Here is a 20,203-nt window from a genome sequence, read left to right on the forward strand (position 1 = left end):
AATAAATTATAATTTATCTTTTACTAGAGTAAATACCAACTGACTTCTATAGGATCCACAAATTGTATTTTCTAAAGCTCGTTTTTCAGAAAAATACAACTCCACTAATCTAATATGTTTTTTTCTTCTCACAATTTCTATAAAAAGTTTTATGCTGTTTGTATTTTTAAAATCAAAATATAACTCGTTATCCCCTTCCACTAATAATAATTCATCAGGCATATTATTTCGCTCCAAAAAAGAACTCATTTGATTTCCCAATAAACTCTCATTCTTCTCATTAACAATTTTTTTTAGGTCATCACCAGATATTGACCAGGAAGCAAAACTTAAAATTATATTCTTATACTTTACTCTTGGTAAAAATTTGTATAAAGATTCTAAACCTCTCCAGTTAAAACCAACTCCATTTCTTAGATTATTAGTTTGCATATGACAAAGAAATTCATAGATGGGTAAAGATCTATTCATATAATTATGAGCAGTATCCAATCTAGGAATAATTTCCTTTCCATACTTTTTTGATTTTAAAATAATATACTTACCATATTTAACCGATATTGTTATATCGTCTAATTCAATCACTTTGTCAGACTCTACACTTGAATTAGCCAAAAAAGGTATTTCAAAACTTCTAATCTTTGACCTTTGTAAAATATTTCCAGTTCTGGATTCAGGTATATGAACTATACTAGCAATAATTTTGCCTTCATTCAAACTTTCTTCGGTATTTGCTATAGATTCAACATGCTTCCTAATATCTGGATTACTCGCTGTAAATCTTCCTAATAAGTTTACTCCACTTGAACCTCCAATATTATTCATAAAGATCTCCATATCATCATCTTTTCTATATAATTCAACCATTGTTGACATCGAGTCTGGCAGGTCATGATAATCGTATTTTAGATTATTTAAGTCGGAATCAGTTAAAATTATTTCTATTTGGTTAGTTTTATTAGCAACAGTAATTTTATTCTGCAACAATAAACTACAATCATTAATTTGTATCTCATTTCCATTATTTATTCCCAAATTAAGATCTATGTCGTCAACTAATGGATTAAGATCACTTACTGATGAATTCCCATTTTGAATAAAATTAATCCCGATATCAGTATCCAAAACATGAAGAAGTGGCATCTCCCTTTCCTCATATCTCTGATAAAATTTATTTTTAAATTCTTCTAATTTTTTATTCTTAGAGTTACTGCTCAATTTTGCTAAAACCTTAAACCCCTCAAGAATTTGCTCCTTAAGTATTTTATTTAATGTACAGTTAAAACTTTTTAATTTTAAATCTGTTTGATATAAATATTGACTATCAAAAGGTATGTTTAAGGACTTTATCTTATCTGAAATTGCAGTATAGCAAGCCAAATCAATACCAATAGTTTGTTTGTCAATTTTATCTAATAATACTATTATCTCCGATACCATCTCACCAAGAGTGTTTTTCTCAACTCTTTTCAATACTTTAGTGAGCATTATAAGAAATTCTTCTCCTGTTAGAGATAATTCCAATTCTGAAATCAAAATCTGATTATCAATTAATAATTCAATATAATTTACTGCTTCTTCTTGACTATAATCTTCTTCTGTCACCAATGACACTAGCTCTTTAAATGAAATATAACTTCTGGAGTTATTAAATAGTTTTTCAAATAAAAAATTACCTTCTATACCAATTAATCTATGCTTACGTTTTGTTCCGGAAAGAGTATATTCTATATAACGCCAATCTGAACCAAATCGATAAAGACTAGAATTCACCTGAAATTTTAAATTCTCTCTTATGCTCTTGTTTTTTTGAGCAGCAAGAAAAATTTCAAATAAGTATTGCGTATCCAATCTGGTTGAGCTCCTAAACTGATCTATGGGAGCCATTTCAATGCTTGATACATTTGAAAATGAACCATAACAACAGCCTGCAAATAAACCAAATGGCGTAGATCTAGATGAAATTCTAATTAAATACTTTAGTAAAGAGGTAAGTAATTTATTTTTTTTCTTTTCCGATAGTGTTGGATTGCCTTTGTACTTTCTTATTTGGGAGATTAGATCTGGAGAAGCTATAAAAATTGCCTCTTGAATTACTTTATCCGCACATATATCTATTATCCTATCTAATGAATAATCTTTAAATATATCTTCAATAAAATTAAATGGTAGTAAATGACGACGATACACAAAACCGTCCACAACTTTGTATGGGTTATTCATCTTAATAAAAATAAAAAGAGAGTGATTTACACTCTCTTAATTTTAACGATCAACAAATTAAATCAATCCAGAACCAGTATTAGGAGTATGCCCACAATTATCATGACATATACTCCACCTTGTTGCAGGCGGCTCTCCACAATTTTTTCCTGTTTCTGTAGCTGGAGGTTTCCCAACACATTCATCAGTTTGAACATATGCACCACCTGTAACATTAGTCAATTCTAAATCTGAAATAACCTCTTTCTTAAGTGTTAATTTTACTTTCTTCATTTTTTTTATTTTATATTACACCTACTCTAAAAGCTTTTCGGCATACGCTTTCTAACTAATCAATAGTACTGAATCCCAGTCTGGTTCAATATTTGAAATCGCTGAAATTAAGACCAAACCTATTCCAGAAATCCCTTCTAAAAAACCAAATTCTTTAACTGTGCCATTTGGTTTATAAGCCAAATAATTTGCTGATTTATTGGTTTCTTTTGAAAAGTTGAGTGTTACATCCACCCAATATTCAGCTGCTTTCCTTAATTCAGCATTATTTGTATAATTATAGGCTCGCAAAAATATATGCGCTAAGCCTGCAGAGCCATGACAAAGACCAGCATCTCTTACTATTTCAACATCTACATTTGTTCGTGTTGTTGAATACGTTAAAATTGAAACTGATTTTTTCACAAGCTCTTGATCTCCTAAGGTCATACCTGCTTTTAATAGAGCCATAGCAACTCCCATATCTCCATAACACCAAGCTAATCTGCTTTTATGCTTATTTGTATCAACACCCAAATAAAGAGGAAAATAAGAGCCCACAACCGAGGGATTTTGAACATTGGAAAGAATAAAATCGACTAAAATTTTCACTATTTCTTTCGATTCTTTTCTTTTTACATGCAGCTTACATAAATCAGTAGTAATACTAATTATACTAGGTAAACCATGGGACAAACCAAAATTTGATACCATTTGCCCATTTCTACTATCTTGTGTTGGTAGTAATAAACCATTTTGAATACCTAGATTCAACTTGGCATATATAATTGATACTAATTCTTCTAAATAAGGTTTTGTAAAAGCTGGTTCCAAAACTAATTTCATGCAATAACCTAATCCTCCATGCAGGTAGTCATAGTTATTATCCAACAAACATCTTTTCATCTTCTGATATAAATAATTATCAAAAGGCCTAAACATTTCATCTTTATTGAAATCAATACCCAATTTTTCATGAAGAACATCTAAAGTATAGAGTATACCCGAAATTCCGCTTGCAAATGTACCTAACTTACCACCATGATTAATATATTCAAAATCCTCAAGCATTAATTCCTGTGATTTATTGAGATATTTACTATCTCCTGTATATTGATAATAATAATACATGAATAAAGCTATTCCTGAATTACCTCCCATTAAACCAGGACCAAAATAATTTGAATCTTTCTGATACAATTCATCAGCTATAAGTTTTAACTTTCTCTTTACCCTATCTTTATCTAAACCTTCTAAACAATTCCACATTTCCTACAAAATTCTACTTATTAAGGCTTACTTATCTTATAAAGTCACCCTCCACATTTAAAATATCTGTAATCCACATAAACTATGAATTCTTCTCTATACAAAACTAAAATCCCTCCCTGCCAAAAATGGCAGGGAGGGATTTTCTTAAAAATTAATCTGATTACTTATATTTTAATTAAAAAATAAGATTTTAAAGATCTAGAGTACTTAATAGGCCAACCAATATCCTTCAAGTACTCCAATATTCGAAACAAATTCCTTTGGGATACTCCCATCATATTTGCTAACTGTAATGGTGTTCCTGTAGCTTTTCTTTCTACAAGCTGAAGTACTCTCTCTATAATTTCGGGATGTTCTGTAATTTTCATATAATATCATTCAGTTAAATAAAGTACTCCTTTATTCCTGAAATAATAAAAAAGTAACCCTGAAAACTGTTAAAATATATGAATATATTTATTTCTTATGTTGCAATTAATTCATCTCGTAATAATAATTAACTGCATTTTACCCTCACAGCATTATTCTAGTAAATATATGAAATCCGGAAATTTGTCCCGAATACTCAAACTGCATCTGTAAAAAATAAATTTAAAAAGACCCACGTAAATATCTTATATATATAGAAGTTTAATGAGAATCATTTCATTCGAGATATCAGTTCACCTACAAGTCCCGACACTTTTTATATTCTCCCGACAGTAAAGCCCATTCCTTAGACTAAATAAACCATTCCAAAAATGCACACGATCCGTTTAGTTGTTTTCAAAAGGTTGCTTGCTATCATTTATTATACTACTATGATACAATCCTCTATGTCTAGAGTAATTCTAAAACACAAATTTACTTACATTACGAATTACATCCATAACTCACTTCAAATAATTATAGCCTCTGTCATGCATTACCAATTCTTTTTTTAGTTTTTCATTTTTCTCCCAAAAGCATTCTGATATCTAACTAAATGCTTTACCAAGATCGTTCAAATTGAAATATTATACTTCCAAAGGTTTTATATTATTTTTTCCTAAATTGGCAAGAAGTAATAAATCAGTTGCCATATCGAAATAAGAGTTCCCTTCTACAGTATTTTTCAACTTCATTTAAGTTTCTCTTCCTTCTTAAAGACCTATCAACAATAGTATTATAATTCATCCCAAATCAAATGAGTCTATCCAACATATTTCAAACCTTACTTCAATTTTTCTACTCAGATAAGATGCTTTAATTCAATCAACTAGAATACTATAGAGAATATTATAATTGAGCTCATAATTCAATGCCTATTCCAATCACTTATGCCAATTTTTCCTTTGAACTAAAAACAGGACTTCGCAAAAATAATATTACTTTACTTACACACTTTATGCGATACTACTAAGAATTAATATCATTATCGGATTAAAAAAAACGCCCAACTTTTTCGAGTTGGGCGTTTCCATATTTATTGTAATTGATTTACTTTTCTGAATAATCCAAGGCAGCTTGACGCTTGTATGTCTTATATCTCCATTTTGCATTCTCTTCAGCAGCAGCAAATAATTCTTTTGCTTGCTCAGGGAATGATTTTTGTAATGAAGTATAACGTACTTCACCCAATAAGAAGTCCTGGAAATTCTCCCACTTAGGCTCTTTTGAATCAAGAGTGAATGGGTTCTTTCCTTCGTTCTCTAATGCTGGGTTGTTACGATACATTTGCCAGTATCCAGCTTCAACAGCTTTCTTCTCTTCAGCTTGTGATTTACCCATAGATGCTTTCAATCCGTGAGAAATACATGGAGAATAAGCGATGATCAATGATGGTCCTGGATAAGCCTCAGCTTCTTTGATAGCTTTCATGTATTGTGCTTGGTTTGCTCCCATTGCAACTTGAGCTACATAAACATATCCGTAAGAAATAGCGATCATACCTAGATCTTTCTTTCTGATACGCTTACCTGCAGCAGCAAATTTAGCAACAGCACCAACTGGAGTAGCTTTAGAAGCCTGTCCACCAGTGTTAGAGTAAATCTCAGTATCCATTACCAAAACATTTACATCTTCACCAGAAGCTAATACGTGATCTAATCCACCGAATCCGATGTCATAAGCCCAACCGTCACCACCGAAGATCCACTGTGACTTCTTGATTAAGTAACTCTTAAGACTAAGAATCTCTTTAGCAACAGCATGTGTTTCGTTAGCTAATACAGCTTCAACTTTAGCAGATGCTTCAACAGAAGCTTCACCGTTATCTTTATTTTCTAACCACTCAGTAAATGCAGCTTTAGATTCAGCGTTCACTGCGTCCATAGCACCTTCCATGCGAAGAGCAATACGGTCACGCATCTTGCGAACACCTTCGTTCATACCGAAACCAAACTCAGCGTTGTCTTCGAATAATGAATTAGCCCAAGCTGGACCTTTACCACTCTTATCGTTCTTACAGTATGGAGTTGCAGGAGCAGATCCACCGTAAATAGAAGAACAACCTGTTGCATTTGCAACCATCATTCTCTCGCCGAATAATTGAGTGATTAATTTGATATATGGAGTCTCACCACAACCAGCACAAGCTCCAGAGAACTCAAATAATGGCTGAGCAAATTGTGAGTTCTTCACATTGTTTTTAGGTAGCAATTCTTTGTAACCAACTGTTTGGTCCATATAGTGCCATCTTTCTTTCTCAGCAGTTTGAGTTTCCAAATGTTCCATAACCAAAGCTTTCTCCTTAGGAGCAGGACAAATATCAGCACAGTTACCACAACCAGTACAGTCTTCAACAGCAACCTGAATACGGAAATGTAATCCTTTAAGATCTTTTCCTGTTGCAGGCTTAACAGCAGTTCCTGCAGGAGCTGAAGCTAATTCCTCATCAGTTAATAAGAAAGGACGGATAGCAGCATGAGGACAAACGTAAGCACACTGGTTACACTGAATACAAGTTTCTTCTTTCCACTCAGGAACGTTAACAGCAATACCACGCTTCTCGAACTTTGTTGTTCCAGCAGGGAAAGTACCATCTTCACGACCTGTGAATGTAGAAACTGCAAGATCATCACCTTTTTGAGCGTTCATTGGATCAACAACCTTAGTGATAAACTCAGGACGATCGTTAGCAGCATCAGCAGCAACCTCATCTTTTAAGTTTTTCCAGTCAGCAGAAACAGCCACTTCAACAACATTTTCTCCACCTGCATCAACAGCCGCGAAGTTCATGTTAACAACTTTTTCTCCTTTGATACCATAAGACTTAACAATCGCTTTCTTCATCTCTTCAGCAGCTTGCTCGAAAGGAATCACGTTAGTGATTTTAAAGAAAGCAGCCTGCATAATAGTATTCGTACGATTACCAAGACCAAGCTCTTCACCCAATTTAGTACCGTTGATAATGTAGAATTTAATCTCATTTTCAGCCAAGTACTTTTTCATGCCATTAGGAAGATGCTTAATCGTCTCTTCAGCATCATAAATAGAGTTCAATAAGAAAGAACCACCTTTTTTCAATCCTTTTAATACATCGTAAAGATATACGTAAGCAGGAACATGACATGCAACGAAGTCAGGAGTAGTTACTAAATATGTTGAACGGATAGGCTCATCACCAAAACGAAGGTGAGAAGCTGTAAATCCACCTGATTTTTTTGAATCGTAAGCGAAATAAGCTTGACAATACTTATCAGTTGATCCACCAATAATTTTGATTGAGTTTTTGTTAGCTCCAACAGTACCATCAGAACCTAGACCATAAAATTTAGCTTCGTAAAGAGACTCTGAGTTCATCTTAACCTCTGGCAATAATGGAAGAGATTTGAATGTAACATCATCAACAATACCTAAAGTAAATTGATTCTTAGGCTCGTTCATTCCTAAGTTCTTGTATACAGCAACAATCTGAGATGGAGTTACTTCTTTAGAACCTAAACCATAACGACCACCAATTACCATTGGAGCATTCTCTGTTCCATAGAAAATTTCTCTTACATCAAGATACATAGGATCACCGTTAGCACCTGGCTCTTTAGTACGATCAAGTACACAAATACGTTTTACTGATTTAGGTACAACGCTTAAGAAATGCTTAGCTGAGAAAGGACGATATAGGTGTACACATACTAAACCTACTTTTTCACCTTTTGCGATTTTGAAATCAACAGCCTCTTTAATAGTTTCATTTACAGATCCCATTGCGATGATGATGTTCTCAGCATCTTCAGCACCATAGTAAACGAAAGGCTTGTACTCACGACCAGTAAGTTTTGTAATTTCTTTCATGTAGTCAGCTACGATATCTGGAACCGCATCGTAAAATGGGTTAGCAGCTTCACGAGCCTGGAAGTATACATCAGGATTCTGAGCAGTACCTCTTGTTACAGGAGTTTCTGGGTTCAATGCACGATCACGGAAAGCCTGAAGAGCCTCTTGGTCTACAAGTTCTTTCATATCTTCCATATCGATAGCTTCGATTTTCTGAATTTCGTGAGAAGTACGGAATCCATCGAAGAAATTCATGAAAGGAACACGTGATTTGATAGCTGTTAAGTGAGATACAGCAGAAAGATCCATTACTTCCTGAACTGAACCTGAAGCCAACATTGCGAAACCAGTCTGACGTGCAGAATATACATCAGAGTGATCACCGAAAATACTTAATGCCTGTGCAGCAAGGGCACGAGCACTTACATGAAATACACATGGTAATAACTCACCAGCGATTTTATACATGTTAGGAATCATCAACAATAATCCCTGAGATGCAGTATAAGTTGTAGTTAATGCACCAGCTTGTAATGCACCGTGAACAGCACCAGCTGCACCAGCTTCTGATTGCATTTCTACCAACTGTACTGTTTCACCAAAAATATTCTTACGACCTTGCGCAGCCCATTCATCAACATTTTCAGCCATAGGCGAAGATGGTGTGATTGGGTAAATACAAGATACCTCACTAAACATATATGCTACGTGAGCTGCAGCAGCATTACCGTCACAGGTAATGAATTTTTTTTCTCTTGCCATTTTACTCCTCCAATTAATTTTAATTAATGGTAGTTTAATTTATTTCTGTTATTTATTTCTCTAATACAAAAAACCGAACAACCACAAAGGAATTTTGTTTCCTTCACCGCGTTCGATCATATCGGCTGCCTCAAAATAATCTTCTGTTCTTAATTTTGATTCAGTAGGATTCGAATTGCCAGTAATGTTAAAATTATATTTATCATTTACCATGAAATGTCCCATATCGGTACTCGTAATCATTCTGCCCGGTCCAACCTGATTGTAAAAAAAGGTTTCACGTAAATTAGCTTCATCCATATTATCAGGAGAAATTGCATATAGAAGATTAGTATTGTGTAAATACACCTTATTAGGTTTCTTCGATGAATCTTTCTGACTCTCTTTAGAATTTAACAATCGAATTAATCTGGCATTCTTTAAATAGCGCAAATAATTCATGATTGTAGCTCGTGATGTTTCAACTTCATTTGCCAATTTACTAACATTAGGTTGAAATGGCACATTACTGGATATTATATATAGTAATTTCTTAAGTTTTGGCAGATATTTCAATTCAATTTGATTCAAGTAGGTAATATCAAACTCCAACATCAAATTGACGATTTTCAACAAGTTATCAATAAAGCTCTTTTCTTCCTGATAACAAGGATAATACCCATATTGCAAATAATCATTAAAATAAGCCAATGGACGTACTTTTTTTAATACATCCTCAACTATTTCTTCATGATTCTCAAGAATCTCCTCTAAAGTGTAACTCGTAAATCTATTTCCAGTTTCATAATTCAAAAACTCTCTAAACGATAAACCATTCAAATAATAAACCTTTACGAAATTTTTTAAAATTTCGTTGGTTTTTACTCTTAGAATTGAGGATCCTGTAAAAATAATCTTAAGATCTTCATATTGCTCATAGCAAATTTTCAAATCCTCTGCCCATTCCGGATATTTATGAATTTGATCAAGTAGCAATAACTTACCACCCTTTTTATAAAACTCATCAACAAATGAAACCAAACCTCTTTCAGTAAAAAAGAGATTGTTCATATTTATATACAAACAAGTTTTATCGTTAGCACAGTGTTCACGAATATAATCCAGCAGGAATGTAGTTTTACCTACACCTCTGGCACCTTTAATAGCAATCAAACGTTGGGACCAATCAATTTGATCAGCCAACTCTCGTCTAATGTTACTCTTTTTATTTTTCAACAAACTGTTGTGAGTCTGTAGTAAGGTGTTCATATTTTATCGAATTTACTTCGCAAATGTATAGAATTATAGCTTACTTTTGCTATCTAGAGATTACAAAACGATTCAGTTTTTGCAATTTATACTTATTTAAAATAAGATACAAAAAAACATTAACAAGCTATTGATGAGTACGTTTTCAGATTGCTAAAATAATATTTAATATATTTTAATTTGTTCAATTCTGACTCCTCCTTAATATCCAACAACACCATTATACAGGGTAAACTGACAAAAAAAAGGCAGTAGGTTTAAAACCTACTGCCTTTATATTTCTATGGAAATATCTTTCCTACTTATCGTTCATCGAAATTAAGAACTCTTCATTTGAACGGGTTTTACGCATTCTATCGCTAATAAACTGCATAGCTTCTACCGAATTCATATCCGTTAAGAAGTTTCGAAGAACCCAAATACGGTTCAACTGTGCTTCATCCAATAAAAGATCTTCACGACGAGTACTTGAGGCTGTAATATCAACAGCTGGGTAAATACGTTTGTTAGACAACTTACGGTCAAGCTGAAGTTCCATATTACCTGTTCCCTTAAATTCTTCGAAGATTACCTCATCCATCTTAGAACCAGTTTCAGTTAAAGCAGTAGCTAAAATTGTTAACGAACCTCCGTGCTCAATATTACGAGCAGCTCCAAAGAAACGCTTAGGCTTGTGCAATGCATTGGCATCAACACCACCCGACAATACTTTCCCTGATGCTGGAGAAACAGTATTGTAAGCACGTGCTAAACGAGTAATTGAATCCAAAAGAATAACAACATCGTGACCACACTCTACCATACGTTTTGCTTTTTCCAAAACAATATTTGCTACTCGTACGTGACGTTCTGCAGGCTCATCAAATGTTGAAGAAATAACTTCAGCATTTACACTTCGAGCCATATCGGTAACCTCTTCAGGACGCTCATCAATTAAAAGGATAATCATATAAGCTTCTGGATTATTGGCAGCAATTGCATTTGCAACTTCTTTCAATAATACTGTTTTACCAGTTTTTGGCTGTGCAACAATCAAACCTCTTTGCCCTTTACCAATTGGTGCGAACATATCAACAACTCTGGTCGACAATGAACTTCTTCCTTTTCCTGTTAATTCAAATTTCTCATCAGGAAATAAAGGAGTCAAATGATCAAAAGGAACTCTATCGCGAATTACCTCTGGCAAACGTCCATTAATTTTAGCAACCTTAATTAATGGGAAATATTTTTCACCTTCCTTAGGAGGACGGATTGTTCCATTAACTGTATCACCAGTTTTCAATCCAAACAATTTAATTTGCGATTGAGAAACGTAAATATCATCTGGAGAATTCAAATAGTTGTAATCCGACGAACGAAGAAAACCATATCCATCAGGCATGATCTCCAAAACTCCAGAACTGTTTATGATTCCATCAAATTCGAAAAGCTTTTCCTTTTCTCTTTTATCGAATCTTTTTCTGTTCTGATTGGATTTATCTTGTCTATCTCCTCTTTCTGGTCTTTCTGGTCTTTCCTGACGATCTTGTCTCTCTGGACGCTCTTGTTTTTCTTGTCTTTCCTGACGTTCAACTTTTTCCTGAACAGGCTTTTCTTCCTGCTTTGCCACAGGTACTTCTTTTTTAACAGGTGCCTCTTTTTTAACAGGAGCTTGTTCCTTTTCAGAATTTTGTTTCGCTTCAACAGGTTTCTGTTCTCTTCTGTTTTCCTTAACAGGAGATTCAACCTTTTCCACTTTTTCAATTTGCGCAGCAGCTTCCTTCACAACCTCTTTAACAGGTTGCTCAGTTTTTCTTCTTCTACGTAATTTCAATTTTGGTTGATCTTCCTCAACCTTTGTCTCTCCTTCTGCCTTCTTAACTCGTTTACGAGTAGGTTTTTTCTCAGAAGTTTTCATTTCAGAAGCTACAATTGCCTGTTGGTCAAGGATCTTATAAATTAAATCTTGCTTTTTGAACGACTCAATTTTTTTAATTTTGAGTTCTTTAGCGATTTCTCGCAATTCAGGCACAAGCTTCTTGTTTAATTCAAGAATATCGTACATAAAAAATTTATTAATATTTTTTGGGTAATGTTTTAGATAGAATTGTATTAGAATAATACAGAACCTGATCTTTCGACCTCTAAATGAGAAGAATCAATCGGAATTCAAATGCAATATTACACATTTACTTATAATTAGCAAAAAATAATCGCAGTTTTATCACTGTATTGATTTTAATCACATTTATATAACTGAATTTTAACAAATGACATCTCCAAGCAATTTCATTTTTTAAATCATTTTGCTATATTTAAATATTAATGAACAAGCTAGGCTTGAACATTTAATACCATTTAATCCCACTATGAGACAATTAAAAATTACAAAACAAGTAACAAACAGAGAGACTCCGTCGCTTGACAAGTATCTGCATGAAATTGGAAAAGTCGATCTAATTTCAGCGGAAGAGGAGGTAAAACTTGCCAGGTTGATAAAAAAAGGAGACAAAAAAGCTCTGGATCGACTGATTAAATGTAATCTACGTTTTGTTGTATCCGTTTCTAAGCAATACCAAAATCAAGGGCTTAGTTTACCGGATTTAATTAATGAAGGAAATTTAGGATTAATTAAAGCAGCCCAACGATTTGATGAAACTCGTGGTTTCAAGTTCATCTCGTATGCTGTTTGGTGGATTCGCCAATCTATTTTGCAGGCATTAGCCGAACAGGCAAGAATTGTTCGTTTGCCTTTAAATAAAATTGGATCCATAAATAAAATTAACAAAACATTCTCTCAATTAGAGCAAGAATATCAGCGTGAACCTTCAGCTGAAGAAATTGCCAATATTTTAGAAATGAGCCCTAAAGACGTAAAAGAAGCACTTAAAGCTTCCGGAAGACACGTTTCTATGGATGCTCCAATCAATCCGGACGAAGAAAATACTTTGTACGACATCTTATTAAGTAACGATGAGATAAGTCCGGATAAAGCTTTAATTAGGGACTCCTTAAGAAAAGAAATTGAAAGATCACTTTCTACCTTATCAAAAAGAGAAGCTTCCATTATCCGCTTGTACTTTGGATTAAACAGCAAACCTCCTTACTCACTGGAAGAAATTGGAAAAGAATTTGGGCTTACCAGAGAAAGAGTACGCCAAATAAAAGAAAAGGCGATTAAAAGAATGAAAACAACCTTTAGAAGTAAAATTCTAAAAACCTATTTAGGAGAATAAATCACACAACTACTAAGGATATTAAAAGGATAAGAGTTTTGAAATGTTAATTTTCATCTCTTGTCCTTTTTTAATTATATCTTTGCGCCAAATATAAAATTAATACTAAACAATCGATGCAAACAATTATTTCACCATCCCTTTTGGCAGCTGATTTTACAAATCTAAAAGCTGACATCGAGATGGTTAACAATAGTCAAGCAGACTGGTTTCACCTTGACATTATGGATGGAGTTTTTGTTCCAAACATTTCTTACGGTTTACCAGTTGTGCAACAGATAAACAAGATTGCTACCAAGCCTCTTGATATTCATTTAATGATCGTAGATCCAGACAGATATGTAGAAGCATTTCAAAAAGCTGGAGCGGATTACCTTACTGTTCATTACGAAGCTTGTACTCATCTTCACAGAACTATTCAGAATATTAAACAACATGGAATGAAAGCTGGTGTTTCATTAAATCCACATACACCTGTTTCTGTTCTTGAAGATATTATTGCTGATCTTGATTTAGTTCTGCTTATGAGTGTAAATCCAGGATTTGGTGGACAGAGTTTTATTGAGAACACTTATAAAAAAGTTGGACAGCTCAAAACTATGATTGCCGAACAAAACGCTAATACGATTATCGAAATTGATGGAGGCGTAAATACTGAAACCGGTAAAAAGTTAGTTGAGGCTGGCGCTGATGCTCTAGTTGCCGGAAGTTTTGTTTTTGGAGCAAATAATCCAAGCGAAACCATATCCGATTTGAAAAAACTATAAGACAAACAGAAAGACCAAATGAATTCATTTGGTCTTTTTATCTATACTGTTACTGCATCTTTTCCTTCCAAATAACTTTGCAGATAAGAAAACTTCGACGTCAACTTTCCTGCTTTGGTAATTGTTGCTCTTTCCAGAATTCCTTCCGAATCCTCATCGAACAACGCCTTATACACATTCCCATAAAGCCCTTCTCCAAAATCTATTGAAGAATCACGAGGCAATTCACCAGGCAAATTATCTACTGCCATAACTGTAACATTTCTCTTATCAACAAAAGGAATGGTTTCTTCTTCGTTAAAACGATCGTATCCGTAAAACGAGGAGGCAATTGTCGATGGTCTTAGAGTGGAAGGAATGGGTCCATTGATATCACAACTCACATCTGCAATTACTGATATGTTAAAATCATCCTCTTTATAATCATCAGGAGTTATAAATTTTGGTGATTTTGGATCCCAATAATGACAAGCAATGAATAAATCGGCAACTCTGGTAAATTTTTTAAAAGTGGATCGATACATACCAGGATTCTGGTAAAAATGATTCATATCAAATTCACTACCATCAATTCTTTCTACGTACTGATCCGGATCAATTCGACAAACCACAGGTTCAGCATAATCATTATTTAAAAACTCTACCGCACTTACCTCTCTCAAATTTAAAGTACGAATAGTTTGCATGGCACCATTAGCCACCCGACCGCCACCAGTCACCAAAATTTTAATCGGTTTTAGTGTAATATTTTTCAAATGCTCATACATTTCGTACATATCTTTGCACGATCGAGCAGGTGGCAAATCAAAAAAATCTGTTCTCATCCCTCTTGCACGCAAAGCCTTATATGCTCCAACTACTCCAGCCCAATGACCAAAAGCTACCAATCGTTTATTGCTCTTATCAGTTAGATATTCATAATCGATTAGTGTAATATTTCTCTTGATTGCTTGCCGTAATAATTCTCTATTATGAGGCTGTTCCTTTGCTGTATGAGAAAAAAACAAATAGGTTTTATTAGGAATTAAAGTGGGAATATTAACTTCTTTTACACCAATTAGAATATCACATTCTCGTAAATCCTCAGTTAAAAAGTATCCTTGTTCTCTATACTCAGCATCGGTATAACATCTAATATCACTTGGCTGAATAAAAATGCTAACATTTGGATATTTATCTAATACTTTCAATCCCGTTTGTGGCGGTATTGCCACTCTTCTATCTGGTGGATTCTTTGTTTCACGAAGTACGCCTACTCTAATTCTATTTTTCATTAAACTCGTTTTTAGGTGTGAGTAATAAAGCTTAAATGAAAGTTTTAATACTCTTCATTTTCTATAGTTTCGGGCTTGTACTTCTAATTTAATAAATTCTTAACGGATTTAAGGATTTTATTTAAAATTTTAACAATTTTCTACTTACTGATAGTAAAGAATGTAGCAGCTGGATGATAAATAAAAAGTGAATTCCTAGCCAAAAGCTTACGCAATGAATAGTTTTTTACTAATTTTGCATGAATTCTAGGGGCTGACGTGGTTTTGACAGCATGTAGAATTGATATGTAAGCATGTCGAGCGTTGTGATTCCAGCTCGTAAATATCGGATCTCACACTTTTTAATTGGCGAAAATAACTACGCTCTTGCTGCTTAATCGAATCATAGTAGATTAAAGCTTCATCATCACTCTAGGAGTGGAGACGAGACATCCAGCTTATGGTTCCACCTTGTTCCGGTAAGTAATTGGATGCTATCAATTCGAGGTTAGTTGATAATTTACTTCGGGTTATCGGCGAAATTTAGAAGATAAGCTAAGACTTCGGGTGTGATTTCCCTAACCTTGGTCGAAAATTAATAAATCACTAAGCGTGTAGAAAGCCTATTGGTCGCATGTTTGGACCAGGGTTCGATTCCCTGCAGCTCCACATAACATAAAAGCCCTTAAGTTGTTAACTTAAGGGCTTTTGTAATGTTATTTCAAATTCCTATTACTTATTGTTCAGAATATTTCAAACCTTCAAAATCTTTATAATATTTTTGAATCTCAATTAATCTCTTTTTCATGTTTTTAACAACATCTTCATAAGCAGGATCACCAAATACATTATGAATTTCATTAGGATCTTTTTCCCTGTCATATAGCTCCCATTCATCAACATCATTATAGAAATGTATTAATTTATATTCCTCAGTAACAATAGCATAATGACGTTTCACCATATGAATTGATGGATATTCATAGTAATGATAATAAACTGCATCTCTAAATCCTTCTGATTGACCTTTAAATAATGGCAACAAACTTTCTCCTTGCATATCTTCTGGAGGTGTAATTCCTGCAGCCTCAAGAAAAGTTTGTGCAAAGTCTAAATTCTGCACCATTTGAGTATTTGTGATTCCAGATTTTATCACATTTGGCCATTTTATTAGCAATGGTGTTTTAAAGGATTCATTATAAGCAAAACGCTTATCAAACCATCCGTGTTCTCCCAAGTAAAATCCTTGATCGGATGTGTAAACAACAATTGTATTTTCATCCAATTTATTCTCCTCTAGATAATCCAATACACGTCCCACTCCTTCATCAACAGCAGCAATACATCCGAGGTAATCTTGCATATATCGCTGGTATCTCCAATGCATTAAGGAAGTTTCATCCATATTCGGATACTCTTTCTTAAATCTCTCATTAATTGGACCATAATGTTTATCCCATGATTCTCTCTCCTCATCAGTCATTCGATTGTACTCTTTTAGGAAGGCAGATTTATCCCATTTCATGTATTCAGGAATACCCAATTCATCCATAACTTCCGGATATATCTTAGAGTCTCCAGCATAATTCATATGCTTTACTAGATTCATCTCTGCAGTTCGAGCGGCAGTTCCGCGATTATCAAACTGATCAAATAAAGTCTCAGGTTCCTTAAATGTCTTTGATGTATACTCAGCCTGGTGTCTTGGAGCTGGAAACCATTCCCTATGGGGTGCTTTATGCAAATACATCAATAAAAAAGGCTTAGTGTCATCACGATCTTTTTCAAGCCAATCAATAGTCATATCAGTTATTAAATCGGTAGTATAACCTGTAACATTAATTTTCCCTTCATGAGCTGTGAAAAAATCAGGAGCATAATAACTACCCTGATCGTCAAGAATTCTGAACTGATCGAATCCTTTAGGATTGTTTCCAAAATGTAACTTCCCGAACATAGCAGTTTGGTAACCTGCATTTTGTAATATTTGTGGAAAGGTTACCTGTGTCGTGTCAAATGGGACCTGATTATCAATTTTTCCATTTAAATGACTGTGTTTCCCTGTCAGAATAACAGCTCTCGATGGAGCGCATATTGAATTGGTTACACATGCATTTGTAAATCGAATTCCTTCGGATGCAATACGATCAATATTTGGAGTCTTCGTAAGATCTGAACTGTATGCACTAATAGCTTGATATGCATGATCATCTGACATGATGAACAGAATATTCGGACGTTTATCTTTGATTTTTTCTTCACAAGAAAGAAGTAAGACCAATATAACAATGCAAATAAAATATCTCATATAATGAATTTTTTAATTATCTGATTTTTCTTAAACTTATTCCACTCAGTATTGTTGTTCCCTCAATAGGTGCAAATTTCACTGTAATACCTTTATTATCTTTCACATGAACAACTATCTTTTTTTCAATTGCGGATCGAGCTCCGGCATTCTCCAAAATATTGAAGTCCTTTAATACGATCTGTCCATTTACCAACAAGTTAAAAACCCTTTTTTCATTTGTGTTTTTGTTACTAGTTCCCTTAATCAATTCATATACCAATGGCTGTCTTTTTAACCTGGTATTTGGTTCCATAAACAGAAGACTAACTTCAAAACGTCCATCCTGTACATCAAAACGGAATTCTTTTATTCCTTCTCTATGGCTCTGGTAAACCGGATCATCTTGTGTGTGAAATATGTTTAAAGCCGTACCAACCGATGGCAGTCCATTTTTGATAATGGCCTCTCCTCCAATATACCCCCAACTTCCTAGGGTATATTTCTTTTCAGGCACATAACATTCACCAGCCGGTTCCCTGGATATAAACTGACGATGATCTCCAAGAGAAATATTCAGCTTGCCTCTAAACCTATCTGCATCGATTGGTATTAGATTAAATTGAATCTCAACTTCATCAGATTTATTTCCACATTTAGCAACCAAGCTGTTCGATCCATCAACAAAAGGAACCTGAAATATAGCTGAATGATGTTCATCTGTCGATTTAACACCAATCTTCTGATCATTATTAAAGAGGGTAATCTCCCCACCTTTCCCAAACACTTCAATCTTTTGATTACATACCTCAGCCCCGGAATTATTCTCAATACCTATTCGTTTTTTAAACTCACGCGAAGCAATACGAACAATAGGTTTATCAGACAACAAAACATAGTAATAATGATAGGCATCCTTAGCAATTCTATCATTGGTCATCAATCCTTTTGAATTGATATTAGGATCGGTATCCTGGCGAACACCCGATGCAAAATCTGCAAAATTCCATACTGCTCCACCCATTACATCCTCTCTTTTTAGAATGGTTTCCATAAAATGTTTATGCACTTTTATCTGATACTCGCGACTAAAATCCCATCGATGCGGATCTTCACAACTGATTCGTGGATCTGCTCCAGCTCCATATTCTGTGATCATCAATCCTTTGCCAGGGAACTCCTGATGCATTCGAGTAATAAATTTATTCAATGAATAATCAAACTTTTCTTCTCCATACCAACAGTGATACAAGTTCCAACCAATAATATCAGGGGTAAATCCTGTTCCTGCTGCAAGATGAATAGCTGGTTTTTCACTATTCACAATCATAGTCAAGCGATCGGGATCTTCCTCTTTTAGTAAAGTATTAATAGCTGCTGCAAATTCTCCCGTTTTTTTGAGATAGACATTTTCTGGATCGAATGGAGGTCTCAGTTTAGTACGCAGCAAACATTCGTTTAGCATAGCCCATATTACTATAGATGGATGATTGAAAGATTGACGTACCATCTCCCTCTGACGTAACATTGTATTACTCCAATATTCGTCTGAGAATACATTATTCCTATTGTTTAAAGGAACCTCTACACAACACAATAAACCTAAACGGTCGCACTCCTCAAGAACAATTCTGTCCTGCGGATAATGAGCAATACGCAAAAAATTACTCCCCATATCTTTTATCAGTTGTAAATCTTTCAGGTGTACTGCATCAGGTACAGCATTTCCATAACCTGAGAAATCCTGGTGGCGATTCACACCAATCAATTTTAATGGCTGTCCGTTCAAGTAGAAGCCATTTTCAGCATTGACCGAAAACCAACGAACTCCTAGGGGTTCAATTCTACTATCTAGTTCATGATTTTTTTCATCGAAAATTTCAACAACTACTTTGTACAAATAAGGATGATCGGGCGACCACAATTGAGGATTTTTCAAAGAAGAAAATTTACCTTCTACATCAACCTTATCCTTAGCCTTTACCTTTATTTTTTTTAAGAAAGTGGATACCACATTATTCTTGGCATCTAATATTCTGGCTCTTAATTCAAGTGTATGTGAAAATTGATTTTTATTAACCAGCTTGGTTTTGATGATAATGTCGGCACTTTTCTCTCCTACATTCTTCTGGCTAATAAAAACGCCTGATGATGCCAAATTATCCAAATCTATATGAAGTTTATGGGTTTCAATAATTTGTACATCGCGATATATACCTCCAAACATGGTAAAATCTCCATCCAAAGGAGGATAGTTAGTGTTAAATTCGTTATTTACAATCATTCGAATGTGATTCACTCCTTCGTGCACAAAATTTGATATATCAAACCTAAATGCAGTGTAACCACCTTTATGCTGACCAACAAATTGATCATTGATGAATAAATCTGCGAAAGCATTAACACCATCGAATTGAATAAACAATTCCTTTTGAAGCTGCGATGCATGAATATGAAGTTCTTTTTTATAAATACCTGTTCCACGATAATAGGCTTCATCATCAAATGCATCTTTCGCATTCCAGGTATGTGGCAAATTCACACTTCTCCAAGATTTTCCCTCTAAAGCAAATTGCCAATTTTCATTAATTGTATAGGAATGAAATGCATTACACAAATGATAATTAAAAACAAATAAAAGTGATATTAGAATAATTCTACTCATGCTTTCAATATTAAAATAGATCT

At 34.2% G+C, this 20,203-nt stretch carries 12 protein-coding genes and 1 other RNA gene; 3 read left to right on the top strand and 10 right to left on the bottom strand.

The features are described 5' to 3' along the window. Nucleotides 1–6 precede the first annotated feature (6 nt). From GCQ56_RS10490 to rho, 7 genes are all read right to left on the bottom strand, one after another. On the bottom strand, nt 7–2,223 hold the full coding sequence (locus GCQ56_RS10490; RefSeq protein ID WP_152734417.1) for a lantibiotic dehydratase family protein: 2,217 nt from the start codon (nt 2,221–2,223) through the stop codon (nt 7–9). A 57-nt stretch (nt 2,224–2,280) separates the two neighbouring features. Continuing rightward, complete coding sequence (locus GCQ56_RS10495; protein ID WP_152734418.1) at nt 2,281–2,496, bottom strand: hypothetical protein; 216 nt, start codon at nt 2,494–2,496, stop codon at nt 2,281–2,283. 51 nt (nt 2,497–2,547) lie between these two features. Then, nucleotides 2,548–3,675 carry a lanthionine synthetase C family protein gene (locus GCQ56_RS10500; RefSeq protein WP_193323764.1) on the bottom strand — a complete coding sequence of 376 codons (1,128 nt, stop codon included), beginning with the start codon at nt 3,673–3,675 and terminating at the stop codon, nt 2,548–2,550. A 236-nt stretch (nt 3,676–3,911) separates the two neighbouring features. Then, nucleotides 3,912–4,115, bottom strand: coding sequence for a hypothetical protein (locus tag GCQ56_RS10505; protein ID WP_152734420.1), 204 nt, complete (start codon nt 4,113–4,115; stop codon nt 3,912–3,914). Nucleotides 4,116–5,205: 1,090 nt separating this feature from the next. Then, nucleotides 5,206–8,745 carry a pyruvate:ferredoxin (flavodoxin) oxidoreductase gene (nifJ, locus tag GCQ56_RS10510; protein ID WP_152734421.1) on the bottom strand — a complete coding sequence of 1,180 codons (3,540 nt, stop codon included), beginning with the start codon at nt 8,743–8,745 and terminating at the stop codon, nt 5,206–5,208. 60 nt (nt 8,746–8,805) lie between these two features. Next, nucleotides 8,806–9,993 (bottom strand): ATP-binding protein, encoded by a 1,188-nt coding sequence (locus tag GCQ56_RS10515; RefSeq protein WP_152734422.1) that lies wholly within the window; start codon nt 9,991–9,993, stop codon nt 8,806–8,808. Nucleotides 9,994–10,291: 298 nt separating this feature from the next. Then, the gene (gene rho / locus GCQ56_RS10520) at nt 10,292–12,037 is read right to left on the bottom strand and encodes a transcription termination factor Rho (RefSeq protein WP_152734423.1); all 1,746 of its coding nucleotides are present in this window, start codon (nt 12,035–12,037) and stop codon (nt 10,292–10,294) included. Nucleotides 12,038–12,341: 304 nt separating this feature from the next. On the opposite strand from rho, the gene GCQ56_RS10525 reads away from it, so the two are divergent. Beyond that, the gene (locus tag GCQ56_RS10525) at nt 12,342–13,208 is read left to right on the top strand and encodes an RNA polymerase sigma factor RpoD/SigA (RefSeq protein ID WP_152734424.1); all 867 of its coding nucleotides are present in this window, start codon (nt 12,342–12,344) and stop codon (nt 13,206–13,208) included. A gap of 116 nt (nt 13,209–13,324) precedes the next feature. Continuing rightward, complete coding sequence (rpe, locus tag GCQ56_RS10530) at nt 13,325–13,975, top strand: ribulose-phosphate 3-epimerase (RefSeq protein WP_152734425.1); 651 nt, start codon at nt 13,325–13,327, stop codon at nt 13,973–13,975. 41 nt (nt 13,976–14,016) lie between these two features. On the opposite strand, the gene GCQ56_RS10535 is transcribed toward rpe, so the two are convergent. Then, complete coding sequence (locus tag GCQ56_RS10535) at nt 14,017–15,249, bottom strand: NAD(P)-dependent oxidoreductase (RefSeq protein ID WP_152734426.1); 1,233 nt, start codon at nt 15,247–15,249, stop codon at nt 14,017–14,019. 249 nt (nt 15,250–15,498) lie between these two features. On the opposite strand from GCQ56_RS10535, the gene ssrA reads away from it, so the two are divergent. Continuing rightward, nucleotides 15,499–15,900, top strand: a transfer-messenger RNA (tmRNA) gene (ssrA, locus tag GCQ56_RS10540). Nucleotides 15,901–15,964: 64 nt separating this feature from the next. Here the strand turns inward: ssrA and GCQ56_RS10545 are convergent. Both GCQ56_RS10545 and GCQ56_RS10550 read right to left on the bottom strand, forming a co-directional pair. After that, nucleotides 15,965–17,536: a sulfatase gene (locus GCQ56_RS10545; protein WP_152734427.1), complete on the bottom strand. Its 1,572-nt coding sequence runs from the start codon at nt 17,534–17,536 to the stop codon at nt 15,965–15,967. A gap of 16 nt (nt 17,537–17,552) precedes the next feature. Continuing rightward, nucleotides 17,553–20,180 (bottom strand): glycoside hydrolase family 2 TIM barrel-domain containing protein, encoded by a 2,628-nt coding sequence (locus GCQ56_RS10550; protein WP_152734428.1) that lies wholly within the window; start codon nt 20,178–20,180, stop codon nt 17,553–17,555. Nucleotides 20,181–20,203: the final 23 nt, after the last annotated feature.

It is taken from the genome of Marinifilum sp. N1E240 (genome assembly GCF_009295825.1).
GTDB lineage: Bacteria > Bacteroidota > Bacteroidia > Bacteroidales > Marinifilaceae > Marinifilum_A > Marinifilum_A sediminis.

What these genes read in the sequence shown, in the direction of transcription:
- GCQ56_RS10490 (WP_152734417.1), bottom strand. Translation starts at nt 2,223, where the DNA reads ATGAATAACCCATACAAAGTTGTGGACGGTTTTGTGTATCGTCGTCAT.
- GCQ56_RS10495 (WP_152734418.1), bottom strand. Translation starts at nt 2,496, where the DNA reads ATGAAGAAAGTAAAATTAACACTTAAGAAAGAGGTTATTTCAGATTTA.
- GCQ56_RS10505 (WP_152734420.1), bottom strand. Translation starts at nt 4,115, where the DNA reads ATGAAAATTACAGAACATCCCGAAATTATAGAGAGAGTACTTCAGCTT.
- nifJ (WP_152734421.1), bottom strand. Translation starts at nt 8,745, where the DNA reads ATGGCAAGAGAAAAAAAATTCATTACCTGTGACGGTAATGCTGCTGCA.
- GCQ56_RS10515 (WP_152734422.1), bottom strand. Translation starts at nt 9,993, where the DNA reads ATGAACACCTTACTACAGACTCACAACAGTTTGTTGAAAAATAAAAAG.
- rho (WP_152734423.1), bottom strand. Translation starts at nt 12,037, where the DNA reads ATGTACGATATTCTTGAATTAAACAAGAAGCTTGTGCCTGAATTGCGA.
- GCQ56_RS10525 (WP_152734424.1), top strand. Translation starts at nt 12,342, where the DNA reads ATGAGACAATTAAAAATTACAAAACAAGTAACAAACAGAGAGACTCCG.
- rpe (WP_152734425.1), top strand. Translation starts at nt 13,325, where the DNA reads ATGCAAACAATTATTTCACCATCCCTTTTGGCAGCTGATTTTACAAAT.
- GCQ56_RS10535 (WP_152734426.1), bottom strand. Translation starts at nt 15,249, where the DNA reads ATGAAAAATAGAATTAGAGTAGGCGTACTTCGTGAAACAAAGAATCCA.
- GCQ56_RS10545 (WP_152734427.1), bottom strand. Translation starts at nt 17,536, where the DNA reads ATGAGATATTTTATTTGCATTGTTATATTGGTCTTACTTCTTTCTTGT.
- GCQ56_RS10550 (WP_152734428.1), bottom strand. Translation starts at nt 20,180, where the DNA reads ATGAGTAGAATTATTCTAATATCACTTTTATTTGTTTTTAATTATCAT.